We start from the raw sequence: 15,345 nt of genomic DNA on the forward strand, positions 1-15,345 counted from the left end.
ATGCAACCAAAGTTCGCAATAGTTCTTAATGCTAGAATTAAAAAATGGGAATAGTTGAATTATTTATAGTAGCAGTTGGTCTTTCGATGGATGCTTTCGCTGCATCTGTTTGCAAAGGGCTCTGCATGCGGAAAGTGAACTGGCATCACGCCGCAATTGTTGCCTTATTCTTTGGCGGGTTCCAAGCAATTATGCCTGTTATCGGGTGGCTTTTAGGCGTATCGTTCGCCGGCGTAATAGAGCCTGTCGATCATTGGATTGCCTTTATTTTGCTTGCATTCATAGGTGCCAAAATGCTAATTGAAGCTGCGCACGAAAAGCCCGAAAGCATAGACTGCTCTACTACCGTACCAAAACTAGATATGAAAGAGCTGCTTGCACTTGCAATAGCCACAAGCATAGATGCTTTAGCTGTGGGTGTATCGTTCGCGTTTCTGGGTGTAAACATTGCGTTGGCGGCAGTTGTTATAGGGCTAACAACATTCGCGCTTTCGCTTATAGGTGTTGCAATTGGCAGCAAATTTGGTTCACGCTTCGAGCGCACCGCCACCATAGCCGGAGGCATTATCCTAATACTTATTGGCGTGAAAATACTGCTAGAACACTTAGGTTTGCTTGCGTAAAACCGGCAAGAAGCGCCATCGCAAATATCGCGAATGAACCACCTTGCCGGGTCTTCTTCTTTGGGCTCATCGCGCAAAATTGGGCTTCTGCGCGATGAACGGCATTCTCCTATTTTTCAGTTGTTTTCGCCGTTTTGCGCGACGATGCGACTGTTCTAATTTGACAGCATTCCTAGAGAATGTATATACTGTGCATATAGGGTATATACACTATTCCGCTTTATCCGACGGGGACGCCCCGACGATAAAGCGCCGAAGGACAAGGAGTAGCTTGGAAATTATCATTTCTAATTCGAGCGATCTGCCAATCTATGAGCAAATAGCGCGGCAAATCAAAGATGCAATTCTTGTGGGTACGTTGCGCGAAGGTCAATCGCTGCCATCAATTAGATCGCTTGCGAACGACCTAAGAGTAAGCGTAATAACCACAAAACGTGCATATGCAGAACTGGAGCAACTTGGTTTTATAGACACAGTACAGGGCAAGGGAAGTTTTGTATCCGGCGGAAATATGGAACTGCTGCGCGAAGAGCAATTGCGCAACATAGAGCAGTTACTGGAGAAAGTGTACGCCGAAGCAAAAACCGCCAACCTTAGCATCCAAGACATTCATGAAATGATAGATGTAATAGCCAGCGAAAACTGACAATTTACACAGTTGTCACCTTCACAACCAACTATAGAAACAAACTCGAACAACGCCCGAGAAAAGAAAGGTGCACCCAGATGCACGAAATTGTACATAACATGATTGAAGTAAGAGGGCTTACAAAGCACTACGACAACTTCACTTTAGACGGCGTAAATCTTAGCGTGGAGTCAGGCTGCGTAGTGGGACTAATAGGCGGCAACGGTGCCGGGAAAACCACCACCTTGAAAGCGCTGCTTGGAATTATCGACATAGATGCGGGCACAATTGAAGTGTTGGGGCACAAATTGCCGTTAAAAAGTTCGCAAAACACAAACATCAAAAGTCGCATCGGAGTAGTATTCGACACGTGCGCATTTCCTAAAGAAGGGCGCGTTAGTGACGTAGAGCTAATTGGGCGCATGGCGTACAGTAATTGGGACAGCAACAATTTCTGGGAGCTTTGCTCGCGCTTTCAACTTGATAAAAACAAGAAAGTGGACGATTTGTCGCGCGGTATGGGAATGAAATTAACGCTTGCGTTTGCCATGTCGCATAATCCGTCGCTGCTAATATTGGATGAAGCTACCGCCGGGCTAGACCCGATTGCACGAGCCGACGTGCTAGAAATTCTGCGCAAATACATGGAAAAGGGAGACAAAAGCATACTGCTATCTACTCATATAACTACCGATTTAGACAAAATAGCCGACAGAGTTGTATGCCTAGACAACGGGCGTGTCGTATTCGATGTGGATAAAGATGCAATTTGCGATATAGCAGGAATAGTTCGATGTCGCACCGCAGATTTTGAAGCAATAAAAAGTTCAGACGCGCTAAGCCCCGATGCACAACCAATACGCATAATGCGCAACCAATACGAAATTGACTTACTTGTGCCAGATCGCACAGCTTTCAAGCAAGCCTACCCAAATATAGTGTGCGACAAAGTAGATATAGAAACCTACATGACGCTTTTCTTGAAAGGAGAACGCATATGAAAGCAATGATTTTCTCCGACTTGATAACCATGAAAAATGCCTTCGTGCAAACGATTGTAATGATGCTGATTGTAGGCGTATTTATAATGATATCTACGCAGTCGGCAATTGTCGGCGTTGCTGCTATTTCAATGGGTATGTCGTGCATGTATTTCTACAGTATTGCAGCCTATGATGAAATGAATAATTGGGAACAATTCCGTCTTACGCTTCCAATAACACGCCATCAAGTAGCTTATGGCAGATATGCAAGCATAGCAATAGTGGCTCTGCTTAACTTTTTGCTAGCAATAATTATTGGATTTGCTTTTACGGGTGTGGCAGAAATGTTAGTTGGAAGCATAGAGGTTCCAGAGAAAATGCTTCTTACAAACACAGATCCGCTGTATGTAGTGGCAAGCGGCGGAGTATCTTTACTAATAATGCTGATAGCGGCTGCAATAGGGCTTCCTCTTATTATGCGTTTCGGAATGACAAAAGGGATAAGAATAGTGCCAGTTATTATTATAATGATACTGGCTATAGGAATGGTTTTCGTGGATGGTACGCCAATTATGGAAACGGTTGAAACTGCGCTTTTCAACACGTCTGCAGTAGCAATTTTATGGACGGTGGGAATTGTGGTTTCTGTAACTTTATATATTGCTAGCGCCGCACTTGCAGCAAAGTTGTACGAGGGTCGCAATTTGTAACACAGCTTGAGTCAAAAGCAAGTCCGGCAATTATTGGCAATACATACAGCGCAACATTGTCGTTTATAATTGGCAGCTACGGAAACGTCTGAAACGCTAGAGCGGCTGCTGGCGCAGGCTGTTGGTGCAGCAAGCACACTTCGATAAACCTTACTAAGAAAGTGGCAACCATGGCGTTTGATTTCAAGAAAGAATACAAGGACATATACCAACCATCGAAAAAGCCTTCCATAATTGAAATGCCTAGCATTACCTATGTTGCCGTCAGGGGTCAGGGCGACCCAAATGTCGAAGGGGGACAATATCAAAGGGCTATGCAGATGCTCTATGGAATTTCTTTCACTATAAAAATGTCGCCGAAAGCAGGGCACAATATAGACGGATACTTTCCCTATGTGGTGCCGCCACTGGAAGGTTTTTGGTCGCTAGATGAAAGTAACGGCGAATTCGACCCCGCCCGTAAATCGGAATTCAAATGGATAAGCTGCATAAGACTTCCAGATTTTGTAACGCCCGATGTATTTACGTGGGCAGCAGAAGAAGCCAGCAAAAAGAAAGGTGCCGACTTTTCTGCCGCCGAAATGCTAACCATAAACGAAGGCATGTGTGTGCAATGCATGCACATTGGTCCTTACGACGACGAACCGCCAACCATAGAAAGTATGCATAAATTTGCAGCCGAGCAGGGCTTTTGCGTGAACTTGACGGACGAGCGCCTGCACCATGAAATATATTTGTCCGATCCGCGTCGCTGCGCCCCAGAAAGGCTACGAACCGTAATTCGCCTGCCCATTGCAAGAATGTAAGCTGGGTACATCTCCCGTGCCCGCAGCTTCCAATTCGCGCTCTTTTTCCTCGTTGGCACGTATTTCTTCGCGAGAAAGTCCTTTCCAAGTAGGCTCAATACCACGCGCTTTGTCTTGCATCATTCCCACAACGCCCGGAATAATGTAAGCCAGCCAGCAAATAATAGCGCCCCAGAGATTAACACCTAGGAAATTCGCATACTTGCCAGCGCCTATATTCATAAACGAGAGCGATGCCGCATCAACAACATCCCAAATGCCCAAAACCATGCCAATCCAGAAGGCTAGGAAGAAACCTACTTTAGTCGGCTTCACTACGCCATGCATTAAGAAGATGGGACCTAAGCCCATTATCATGGTGCCGGAAATTGTGGTAGCTAGAATAATGTCGGCGCCCATAATCATAGGCAGGTTGCCCACAATTGCAAAAGCAATCATAAACAAAATGCCCGCACGGCGAACATGATCTAGATTCTTACCCAAAATGCCCGGCAAATCGCGCGCGGTCAGCTTCGAAAGCGCTGTAAAAGTTGAGTCCAGCGTAGAGCCAGCCGTCATTATCATTATGACTGCCATGCAGAAGAACGCCAGTATACCGAACGATTCCGCAACAACCACAGGCGCGTCTGAGCCACTAATGCTCATTCCCTCAAGATAGGCGTACACGCCGATGAACGAAAACAGCACAATAGCTACAAAACCCAGCAAGCCAGCCACGATAAATGCTTTCAGCATTTTCTTGGCTTCACATAGAAAGCCGCGGTCGGTTAGCACCGCATCGTGAAAACCGTAGCTTAAGCATTGCAAGCCAGCACCTATTATGAAGTCAACGCCGCCTTCCAGTGTCCATACGCCGGTTGACATGAATTCACCAACACCATGTGTGGGCACAACAAAGCACAACACTGCAATAAGCAACGCTGCGAATAGTATTGCTTGCACCATGTCGGTAATAAGAGAGCCGCGCATGCCCGAGCGACAACAATATGCCAGCGTAAGTAGAGTGAACAAAATTGCTGCAATAATAAACGGTGCAGTACCCGAATTGCCATAGTAGGCACCTACAACAGATGTGTTCGACCAAATTTCGTTAAACAGACGTACAAGAATAGCTGCCGAAAAACAAAATGCCGCTGCAACCCCATAATGCTCGGTTAGGAAGCTGACAAGCGACGTTGCGCGAAACTTCACGCGAAGCCTATAAAGCGCCCAACCGGTTAGCGGAATACACAGCCAATATACTGCGTATCCAACACCGCCTACAATACCGAAATTGGCGCCCATATTAGCCGCGTTTGTAACCGACTTCGCAAAAATCCATGCAATGAAGACGGACGCCATGACAAGCCAAGGATTGGCATCGCGTCCCTTGCGATCTTCACCTCTAAAGAAGCCGCCTACAGTCACAGTCTTCGGGGCTATGGCAAACATCACAATGCCATATACGATCATAAAGCCCCAGAAGAATATACCGGTGGTCATATCCATCGTCATGCCTTTCAACCTCCTTTTTGCGTGGGCATGATGTTAAACATAGTTTGTCTATGTCTAATATTGGACATTAACCAATATATATAATTTGTCAACTTTAGAATCGGCAGACGCACACATGTGCCACCCAAGCGCCCTATTCTAGCTGGCTTCGCCCTGCACTAATGTGCCACCGCAGCTAGACCCAAACCCAGCGGTACACGCATAACAATGGTTCCCAAACTTAATGCTGCGCTGAAGCGAACGAGCAGCATTGTTAGCGTAATCGGCAATGTTTATAGGTCCGTTTTCATCCTCGGCAGCAAGCCCCAATGCTAAATTGAAGTCGCAGTCATACACCGTGCCATCCCACCCTACGGAAAGCTGATGGCGGCACATCATGTTTTCGCATGTATCAGGGTTGAAACTGTCTATTAGCAAATCCATATAATTCTGGAATGCGCCGGAATCTATAAGACTTGCACCATATTTACCAATAGGGTTATTTGCGACAGCAAATAGATTATTAAAATCAATGCCTACCTGCCCCAAACGTCGCCTATACATCTGTTCAAGTTCATTCTGCTCTGGCGGCATAATTGGCTCTTGCGGGTTAAACACTAAATCTAATACACAAGAAGAATCGCGCCCATAACCTAAGTCGTTCAGCGATTTCAATATCTTTATCGACCTGTCATATGTTTTGTGCCCGCGCTGCATATCGGCCTGCGCACCAAACACATTAGGAAGCGACGCCGCAAGTTCTATACCCAAACGTGCATACACATCCAAAAGATGGGAATACTCAGGCAAATCTAGCACTGTCAAATTTGTACGCACCATTACATTAGACACAGCATTGGCAGCCTCGCGCAAAAACCACTCGAATTCCGGATGCATTTCAGGCGCGCCACCCGTTATGTCTATAGTCTGCATTTGTCTATCGCGCGCCACTTTCAAAATGGCTTCCAACGTTTCATGATTCATATGTTCGTCACGCTTAGGATTACAACCGTGATGGCAATGCGTGCAAGCCATATTGCATTTAGCCGTTAAATTCACTTGCAAAGTATTAGGAAACGGATCGGTTATCGTACACGATTCATCGTCTAACACATCTTCGAAGTACAACAGCTTGGCTAATTCCAAATTCACATCGCGCACTGTAGCCCGAGTGCCGCTTCTTCGAACGCCCGCAGCAGAAGGTCCACAACTAAACCCACCCAGCAAAGAGTCGATCAAATAGTCTTCCGGACCGTTAAGTATGCGGTCCCTGTACGATACAGCCGCAGGACTAGTTTCACTCCACAACGCATCAAACCACTTCACATACGCATTATGATCGTAGCGAACAGGCACAGCCTGAATGAACAAATCATCAAGCTGCGTGCCAAACGACCATTCTTCACTAGAATTGCACGCAATGCGAATGCATAACCCGAAATTCTCGCCCGCAAAATTCGGAAGGCCAGCGGCACCGTTATTTATAATGGCGCCACGCGCCAACGTTAGAGCCACAGGCGCGCACGTATGCGTTGTGACAAAAACATCAATGCTGTTTGCCGCCATGAAACCATCTAATTCGTCTTGCCGCATTATGTCTTGCAGGGTTTCGCGCGAGCAATCCCATCCACCTATCAGCTTCTCGTCGCCATGGGTTATTCCCACCTTAAAGCCAGCTACATCTACAGTAAGCGTAGCTGGACGCCCAACAAGACGCTGCTTTAATTCGGGATGCTTATCTACCGCTATAGACAGCATCTTATGTATTCTGTTCGAACGCGAAACCGCCTCGTCAGTCGTACATTCCGGATAGGCGCAGCCGCACCCCACCCCCACATCGGTCTGACGACGCAGTTCAGCTTCAACATTGCCTACCAGCGGCACATATTTCTGAATACGATCTTCAATAGCGGCGAAATTTTCGGCAGTTTTGTCAAACCAGTGCGCGTCGCCGTTAAATACCACAAGTGTTTTCTTGCTGCTGTCTTCCGCCTGAACCATAGCCTCTATAGCATCGAGCGCGAAAGGATTGCCGTACAAACCACCTACCACATACAAAACATCGCAACTTTCCTGCGGCGTACCGCTGAATGCATCTTTAGCAATCTTGTAGTCAATAGGACAAGCGCGCCCGGCATCTTTGAACAAACGGCGCTTCACGCTATGAGACTGGCAAGTTGACATACACCCCTCCGTTATTTAAGTGCATAAAACACATTGGATTATATCTAATACTAGATGCACGACTAGCGATTTTCGCTAAACAGAATTGCACGCATATCAACTTTTGCAGAAAAAATGGTCAAAACTTCCGGCTTTCCACGGTGGAAGTGCCATATAGCCCGCTTGAAATGTGGAGGACACTAGGCAAACAGTGTTCAATGGTGTCTCGGCGGGTGCTATTAGGTGTGTTTGAGTGTGGAAAGTCGGAAGTTTTGACCATTTTTCCGAATTAAAGTTCCCGCAATCCGTCAGACACCAAACTTGCCGCACCATTTTGCTGCATTATTGGAAATTTACTTTCGTCGGTGGTTATGCGCCCGGTTGTGCGCCGATTGTCGGTGTTGTTCCAGCACTCACACGCAGGCATTCCCGGAATTGACGACACATTAAACACAGGATTTACACCCGCTTTGCGCTGACGCGCGTAATCATCCAGACAACGAATAGCCCACTTCCCCAGCAGCAAAATGCCAACAAGATTAATGATGCACATAATGCCCATCAGAATATCGGCTATGTTCCATGCCAAATCGAAACTGCTTAAACAACCTGCAAAAATTACGACTAAACAAGCAATCCTAAACCAAAAAATGAGGCGTTTCTTTTCGCCGAAAATGAATTTCAAGTTTGACTCTGCGTAAAAGTAGTTGCCGATAAGACTGGTATAAGCAAATAGAAAAACAGCTACCGTAATGAAGGCTATGCCAATATTGCCCGCGAATTGATAGACAGCCATTTGTACCAACGGCATCCCGTTTAAGCCAGACGCAGCTTGAGGGTTTTGCACCATAAACACCAGCACCAACATAGCCGAGCAGGTGCAGATAAACATAGTGTCAATATAAACAGACAGCGTTTGCACCAATCCCTGCTTCACCGGATGCGACACCGATGCCGTTGCGGCGGCATTAGGCGCCGAACCCATGCCAGCCTCGTTAGAGAAAAGACCGCGCTTAATTCCCAGCATAACCGCTGAGCCGGCAAATCCGCCGAATATAGCCTGAAAATCGAAGGCGGAACTAAACATCAGAGAGAAAGCCTGCGGCAGCAGACCAACATTGCTTAAAGTTACCCAAATGCCAAGCGCGATATAAGCCAAAGCCATAATGGGCACAACTACGGAGTTGATAACTGAAATGCGCTTAGCGCCACCAAAAATAACAACCGCCGTTAGTGTAGTAAGTACAACGCCCATAATTACAGCCGCGCCGTTGGTGGAGTAATCAGGAATGTAGTATTCCAGTGCCGAAGCCGCATTATAAGCTTGAAGCTCATTAAAACCTATGGCATAGCAAGCTATAAGCGAGACAGCAAACATTACGCCCATCCATCTCTTGCCTAAACCTTGCTGCATATAGTACGCCGGACCGCCGCGAAATTCTCCATCGCCAACTTTGACTTTCCAGATTTGCGCAAGCGTAGACTCCACAAAAGCCGAAGCGGCACCAATAAGCGCCATTGCCCACATCCAAAACAACGCACCCGGACCACCTATAGCCAAAGCGGTCGCAATACCGGCTATATTGCCCGTGCCTACGCGCGACCCGGTTGATACCATCATAGCTTGAAACGACGAAATAGCTTTGCCGCCCGCGTCAACGCGCTTTTCGGAAAGCTGGGTAAGCATATCTTTAATGTATCGCAGCTGTACGAACCGCGTGCGAATGGTGAAATACACCCCGGTAAACACCAACAGGATTACCAAAATATAGGTGTACATAAAACTATTGATATCGCCCGTTAACGAAACAAGAAAGCTACTTACGCTTGCCGTATCCATTGCGACACTCCCTCTCTGTAAAGCTGCCGCCTTTCTGTCGCCTCCATAAGCGTTTAGTTGAAGATGGCTTCTCCAAAGTAAGAATGAGAATGTAAATTACATTCTCAAGCAGCCCAAATACAGCACAGCCAAGATTTCCTATTTGATAAAAAGCTGTTATTACCTTTTAACCAAGATGTTGGCAAAATTGCCCAAGAACGATAACGATGCCATAATGGCGCTTGCTTTTAATGAAAGTAATGAAAGCGCAAAATTCAGTGCGCCCTTTATTGTGTCATTTGTACTGTAGATGAATGCGAGATATGGAAATGCCGCAAACAAACAGAGTACGACGCGTACTTATTGTTGAAGATGATAAAGATTTAGCCAAGATAATAAAACGTTTCTTAGAAGCAAATGAATTTTGCGTACATGCGGCTGTAAGTGCCGAAGCAGCCTACGAACTGCTAGAAAGCAAAACGTTTGACTGTTTGGTAGTAGACGTGAATTTACCGGGCGACGATGGATTTACCCTATGCAGACAACTGCGCCGCAAAAGCGGTGTACCCTTGCTGTTCGTTTCGGCACGCATTGAAGCAGATGCCCGCATAAAAGCGTTAGAAGAAGGGGGAGATGTATACCTTCCAAAACCATTTAGCCTAAAAGAGTTATTAGCTCAGATAAAAGCGCTTATGAGGCGCAATAGCGGCACCATGACTGGAGGCAGCAGCCGAAATAGGTCTACCGAGCCAGAGGCGCCGATAACAATAGGTCCATTCACGCTTGATATTTCAAGTGGTCGGATACTTAAAAATGGCATTCAAGTTGAACTGTCGCCCAAAGAATTTGCGCTTGCCGCATTTTTGATGGGTAACTGCAATAAAGCCTTTTCAAAAGAAGCCCTGTTAAGCGAGATATGGGGAGCATTCTGCAGCGTAGAGGCACAAACTGTGGCGGTGCATATAAGCTGGCTGCGCGCCAAACTAGAAGACGATCCCGCCAACCCCGTTTTCTTTAAGACTGTCCGCGGAAAGGGCTATCTATTTGACGCACCAAAGGAAACAGATTCGCAATGACAAACGAGAGCAATAGAATACAAAAGCGACTTATTGCGTATACGACAATTGCGATTGCTGCCATAGTTGCAATCGCAATATGCGCTGCAGCGTTTTGTATAGGCGATTCCGGTTCAAATAAATTGCGCGAAGAAATTTTGCATTTGAACGAGGCGCGCACCAGCTTACTAGACACAAATGCCGCAGGAAATGATGCAGGTAAAAGCGAAGCGGGCGAAAGCGCAATAGCAAGTATCGAATTGGCTGACGATGCCCTTGCATCCACGCAAGATATCCTACGCAGCGCTGCCTCTGAACAAGATTTTCGCATACTCGCAGCAATTCTAACCTTATCCGCTGCATCAATTGTCGCCGTGTTAGTCCTGTCTTTATATATGTATTTCAGCGTTATTCGCCCTTTTATACGCTTGGAAGATTTCGCGGGGCAAGTAGCAAATGGAAATTTAGATGCGCCTCTTGCATATGAGCGCTCTAATCCGTTTGGACGCTTCGCGTGGGCGTTCGATCATCTACGTGCAGAATTGAAGCGCTCGCGCGAAAAGGAACAAGCTGCTGCACTTGCCTACAAAACAGCATTAGCATCGCTTTCGCACGATTTGCGCACCCCACTTGCATCGCTTCGTACTTATGCCGAAGCGCTAGAACTTCAGTTAGACCAAACTCCCGAAGAGCGCCTAGCCTACGAACGCATAATAATGTCAAAATGCGATGAAGCTGCAGAGCTTGTAGAAGATTTGTTGGTACACGCGCTAGCCGACATGGATCGCATAGATGTAACATGCACGGCAACACCCGTTGCTCCCATTCTGCACCAGTGCGCAAGCAACTTTGCCGAAGCCGTACACGTTACGTGCGTGCGTGCCGATCAAGCCACACTAAACATAGATTCCAAGCGACTAAAACAAGTAGTAGATAATTTACTAGTAAACGCTGCGAAATACGCCACCGGGTCTGCTGTGGAAATTTCCGGCATGCTTAGCGCTGACGCTTACCGCATAACAGTGCGCGATTTTGGCACCGGTGCTGCCGCTGAAGATATCCCATTCCTTGCGCAGCGTTTCTATCGCGGCGCAAACGCAAAAGACAAAACTGGAGCAGGATTAGGTTTATTCATAGCCAACTACCTTATGAACCGCATGAACGGCACGATGCAGATTCAAAACGCCAATCCCGGACTATGTATAGTTTTGGAACTTCCTCTTCCACACGCCGAATAATCTTGCACGCACTATTGGTAAAGTCGGAAAGGTTACGTTCAGAAGCTGCGCAACCCTCACTCCATCTTTCCGATTTCGCGTATAGGGCGCATACCTTAATGACTTCTTAATATTACATTTCGTAAAGTAGCTTTCAGCACGGTTTAGAGAATGGAAAAATACAATGAAACAAATTGCATTAGAAGCAGTTGACCTAGCCAAAAGCTACGTTGCCGACGGAGTGCAAACCCACGTATTAGGCAATATTAACCTGAAAATATATAAAGGCGATTTCACGTCTGTTATGGGACCAAGCGGCTCGGGAAAATCGACGCTTCTGTACTGTTTATCGGGCATGGATAAGCCTACCGCAGGAGATATGCTGTTTTGCGAAAAAAGTATTGTGCGCATGAAGGAACAAGAGCTTGCTAATTTGCGGGCACAGCACTTCGGGTTCGTTTTTCAGGCAGCAAATTTGGTCAGCAATTTAACGCTTTTTGAAAACATAGCTGTACCCGGATACTTAAAAGAAGGTCGCACACCTAAAAAGACGCTAGAAGCAGTTGAAAACCTTATAGAGCGCATGGGCTTACACGATGTGGCAAACCATCTTCCCAATCAGTCGTCGGGCGGACAGCAACAGCGATGCGCCGTGGCACGAGCGGTGGTAAACCAACCAGACATCGTATTTGCAGACGAACCCACAGGTGCACTGAATCGCGCCAATAGCTTGGAAGTGCTGGCGCTTTTAAGCGAAATAAACGCCACAGGTCAAACAATCGTTATGGTGACGCACGACATACGTAGCGCCATGCGCGGCAATCGCATACTTTACTTAGAAGATGGCGATGTGCGGGGCGAATTCAATCTGCCGCCATGGGATGCACAGCGCAGCAACGATATCTCGTATACGCGCGACCGCGAAGCGCAAGCAAACGCTTGGCTTTCGTCGCTTTCATGGTAAGGGCACAATATGGAACCTCTGCGTACACTGGTATTAGCCGGGCTAAAGCGAGACAAGAAAACATTCATTGGCTTGGGAATTTTAGTAATGCTGGCTTCTTTCGCCCTTACGTTTACATTATGTCTGTCCACCGACCTTACCACGCGGGAAACCGCCGCTCTACAAGAAGCGAATGCAGGAGACGCATTTGCCACAGACTTCCCTACCAACTTAAACAGCCAAGCCATAGACGACATTAAAGCGCTTCCCGAAGTGGAAAGTGTTTTAGAAACGCCTACATTCTCTGTTACGGTGAACTTTGAAAATGCGCAGGGCAAAACTGTAGCCAACACAACGCAATCGTCTGAAATCTTCGAAGCATGGGGCACCGGAATTTCCTACAAAATGCTTGAAGACAATTTCGACACATATAAAACAAACCCTACGCCTCCGCGCGCTGACGAAATTTATATCACCCCCGCCATACACATTCTTCAAAATGTGAATATAGGCGACTTCGCTGTGCTTACCATAGGCGATAAACAGGTGCGCCTTAAAATTGCCGGGTATTTCGAAGATCCGCAAATGGGAACACCGTTTATGGACACCAATCGCTATTTGCTAGCAACGGAAACCTTCAATGCGCTGCACGCAGAAGTCAGCGACATATTCAACAGCGCCACCATCCGTGGCGAAAGCAGTATATTCGCGCGGGCGCACACCGCTTTCCCCTTAACCGAAATAAACGTATATATGACACCCGCCGCACAAGCAAGCGGACTTACTAGTCAAGATTTAACGCGCATCATAGGCGAAAACACCACTTGGGGCGCCAGCGCAACAAACCTGTTCTCTAGCCAGACTTTGGCGGGATACGCGCTTATGGTAGTAAATGTAGCAACAGCCATCCTTGGCGTTTTTGCGTGCCTTTTGTTTGCGATAGCGCTTGTAATATGCGTGCATTCGGTGTCTGCATCTATACGCGAGGGCTATGTGGACTGGGGAATTATTAAGGCGCTAGGCGTGCCGGCAAAAACTCTGCGGCGCACACTTGCGCTTCAATACATGATAGCTGCCTTGGCAGGAATGGTTATAGGGTTCGTAGTAGGAATAGCAATTGAGCCTTTTACATGGTCGGCATTTATGCTGCTAACCGGGGTCCTTACCCAAAACGCCAGCTTCCCTAGCACCATCCTTATTTGTCTAGCAACTCTTATGGTGCTTATGATGGCTACCGTGTTTCTAAAAGCGCGCAAACTTTCGGTCATATCGCCGCTTTCTGCCCTGCGCAGCGGGCATGGAGATGTGCGATTTTCACCACGCGCTAATTGCGCAATTAACGGCTCGTGGCTTGAAGCTTCTTTGGCTTGGCGCGCTATTGTTGCGCAAAAACGCAGCTATATTGGTCTGGCGGCGTGTTCGCTTTTGCTGTGCGCATTCATCGCGCTAATATTTGGAATTGGCGGTGCCCTAAACACACAAGATGCCGTGTATAAAGCCTTTGGATTGTGGGAAAGCGATCTTTCTGTGTCGCTTGAAAACGACAATTTGTCTTTTGAAGATGTTAATTCAGCTATAGAAGAAGTTTGCCCGATAAAGCGTGTATGGGAAGAAGCTGTTACTATGATTAACATAAATGGTGAAAGCCGTACATTTGTAGGGCTAACAGACATGAGCATATTTTCCGATGCTACTGTTGTATCTGGACGCAAACCCACACAAACAAACGAGGCGCTTGTCGGAATGAGTCTTGCCTCAGATATGGGGCTTAGCGTGGGCGACAAACTGATGCTGCCCGACAGCACCGGCGCTGAAAAGGAATATCTAGTTTCGGGTATTCTTTCTGCCATGCTAAATGCAGGATATGGAACTATCCTTACATACGAAGGACTAGAGCAGCTGGTTAGTATCGAAAAAGCCAATCGCGGAGATTCGCGCCAATACCAATTAGTAGACCCAAACAAAACCGATGAAGTGCGCACCGCACTAGAAACGCGCTTTGGCGAAGATATAAGCTTAGAAGACACCGGTATTTTCAGAGGTTCCACAAATATGGTAGCCCTAATCAGAAACTTATTCATAACTATGGGTTATGCCATGGCGGCTTTCGCGGGAGTATTAGCATGCGTAGCCGTAGCGCTAATTAGCAACCGCATGTTTACAAGCGAGAGAGGCGACCTAGGAATTTATCGAGCTTTAGGGTTTCGCGTGCGCGCGCTTCGTATTTCTTTTGCGCTGCGATTCCTAAGCATTGCACTAGCAGGGTCTGCGCTGGGAACAGCTATAACGGCACTCGGAGGCAGCTGGTTAGTTAGTAAACTATTCGGTTTATTCGGCGTTGGGAATTTCGCAATTGCCCTTCCATGGTGGCAAGTCATACTTTTACCGCTTGCGCTTTCTCTGATTTTTACCATAAGTGCTTATGTATCAGGCAACGCCATACGCCAAGTAAACATCCGCAAATTGGTTGTCGAGTAATTTCATGGCACATATCATCGGGGTTGCACCTCTATAAAAGTTGCAACCCCGATGTAGAAGGATTAAATTTTCCTTCTGCATTTAAGTTGCACGCTTGGTAAAGATGCCCATAACGCCAAGAAACACCACAGAACCCAAAAGCGCCACTAAGAACGACCACAGGTTGAATCCGGTAAAGCCCTCGGCTCCTATGAAACTCATAATGAAACCGCCGACTAAAGCGCCAATAATTCCTACAATAATATTGCGCAACAGTCCGCCTTCGCTTTTCATAATAGCGCTTCCAGCCCAACCGGCTAAACCGCCGATGATAATCCAGACGATGATACTCATGATTCACTCCTTTCAATGTTCGCCAACAATACACTCAGCATAGAAGAGCAACGCTAGTTAAAGTTGCGCACAGCCCACCCGTAAACAGTCCGAAAGAAGCCTGTCATAGTTTCG

General features: G+C 46.9%; 13 protein-coding genes. 9 read left to right on the forward strand and 4 right to left on the reverse strand.

Features of this window, described 5'->3' with window-relative positions; translation table 11 throughout:
* Positions 1–125 precede the first annotated feature (125 nt).
* The 5 genes from G7Y46_RS03830 to G7Y46_RS03850 all read left to right on the forward strand — a co-directional run bounded on the left by G7Y46_RS03830 (position 126) and on the right by G7Y46_RS03850 (position 3,750).
* Complete coding sequence (locus G7Y46_RS03830; protein ID WP_241157040.1) at positions 126–623, forward strand: manganese efflux pump MntP family protein; 498 nt, start codon at positions 126–128, stop codon at positions 621–623.
* Between the two features lie 271 nt (positions 624–894).
* Entirely contained in the window at positions 895–1,269 is a 375-nt protein-coding gene (locus G7Y46_RS03835) for a GntR family transcriptional regulator (RefSeq protein WP_165062820.1), read from the forward strand.
* Between the two features lie 80 nt (positions 1,270–1,349).
* On the forward strand, positions 1,350–2,252 hold the full coding sequence (locus tag G7Y46_RS03840) for an ABC transporter ATP-binding protein (protein WP_165252603.1): 903 nt from the start codon (positions 1,350–1,352) through the stop codon (positions 2,250–2,252).
* The gene (locus G7Y46_RS03845; RefSeq protein ID WP_165252605.1) at positions 2,249–2,944 is read left to right on the forward strand and encodes an ABC-2 transporter permease; all 696 of its coding nucleotides are present in this window, start codon (positions 2,249–2,251) and stop codon (positions 2,942–2,944) included. The genes G7Y46_RS03840 and G7Y46_RS03845 overlap by 4 nt, the downstream gene beginning before the upstream one ends.
* A gap of 170 nt (positions 2,945–3,114) precedes the next feature.
* On the forward strand, positions 3,115–3,750 hold the full coding sequence (locus tag G7Y46_RS03850) for a GyrI-like domain-containing protein (RefSeq protein WP_165252607.1): 636 nt from the start codon (positions 3,115–3,117) through the stop codon (positions 3,748–3,750).
* On the opposite strand, the gene G7Y46_RS03855 is transcribed toward G7Y46_RS03850, so the two are convergent.
* From G7Y46_RS03855 to G7Y46_RS03865, 3 genes are all read right to left on the reverse strand, one after another.
* Positions 3,712–5,244 (reverse strand): hypothetical protein, encoded by a 1,533-nt coding sequence (locus tag G7Y46_RS03855; RefSeq protein ID WP_206214167.1) that lies wholly within the window; start codon positions 5,242–5,244, stop codon positions 3,712–3,714. The two genes, G7Y46_RS03850 and G7Y46_RS03855, sit on opposite strands and share 39 nt — an antisense overlap.
* Before the next feature lie 138 nt (positions 5,245–5,382).
* Positions 5,383–7,407: an arsenosugar biosynthesis radical SAM (seleno)protein ArsS gene (gene arsS / locus G7Y46_RS03860; protein ID WP_165252609.1), complete on the reverse strand. Its 2,025-nt coding sequence runs from the start codon at positions 7,405–7,407 to the stop codon at positions 5,383–5,385.
* A gap of 268 nt (positions 7,408–7,675) precedes the next feature.
* Positions 7,676–9,226, reverse strand: a complete 1,551-nt coding sequence (locus tag G7Y46_RS03865; RefSeq protein WP_165252611.1) for an alanine/glycine:cation symporter family protein — start codon at positions 9,224–9,226, stop codon at positions 7,676–7,678.
* A gap of 302 nt (positions 9,227–9,528) precedes the next feature.
* Between G7Y46_RS03865 and G7Y46_RS03870 the strand changes: the two genes are divergently transcribed.
* From G7Y46_RS03870 to G7Y46_RS03885, 4 genes are all read left to right on the forward strand, one after another.
* The gene (locus G7Y46_RS03870) at positions 9,529–10,281 is read left to right on the forward strand and encodes a response regulator transcription factor (RefSeq protein WP_241157041.1); all 753 of its coding nucleotides are present in this window, start codon (positions 9,529–9,531) and stop codon (positions 10,279–10,281) included.
* On the forward strand, positions 10,278–11,498 hold the full coding sequence (locus tag G7Y46_RS03875) for a HAMP domain-containing sensor histidine kinase (RefSeq protein WP_165252613.1): 1,221 nt from the start codon (positions 10,278–10,280) through the stop codon (positions 11,496–11,498). Before G7Y46_RS03870 ends, G7Y46_RS03875 begins: the two co-directional genes overlap by 4 nt.
* Positions 11,499–11,661: 163 nt before the next feature.
* Positions 11,662–12,441, forward strand: coding sequence for an ABC transporter ATP-binding protein (locus tag G7Y46_RS03880; protein WP_165252615.1), 780 nt, complete (start codon positions 11,662–11,664; stop codon positions 12,439–12,441).
* A gap of 9 nt (positions 12,442–12,450) precedes the next feature.
* The gene (locus G7Y46_RS03885) at positions 12,451–14,898 is read left to right on the forward strand and encodes an FtsX-like permease family protein (protein WP_165252617.1); all 2,448 of its coding nucleotides are present in this window, start codon (positions 12,451–12,453) and stop codon (positions 14,896–14,898) included.
* An 81-nt stretch (positions 14,899–14,979) separates the two neighbouring features.
* Here the strand turns inward: G7Y46_RS03885 and G7Y46_RS03890 are convergent, their stop codons facing one another.
* Complete coding sequence (locus G7Y46_RS03890) at positions 14,980–15,231, reverse strand: GlsB/YeaQ/YmgE family stress response membrane protein (RefSeq protein WP_165062812.1); 252 nt, start codon at positions 15,229–15,231, stop codon at positions 14,980–14,982.
* Between the last annotated feature and the right edge of the window lie 114 nt (positions 15,232–15,345).

It is taken from the genome of Adlercreutzia sp. ZJ304, from assembly GCF_011039075.1.
Lineage (GTDB): Bacteria > Actinomycetota > Coriobacteriia > Coriobacteriales > Eggerthellaceae > Adlercreutzia_A.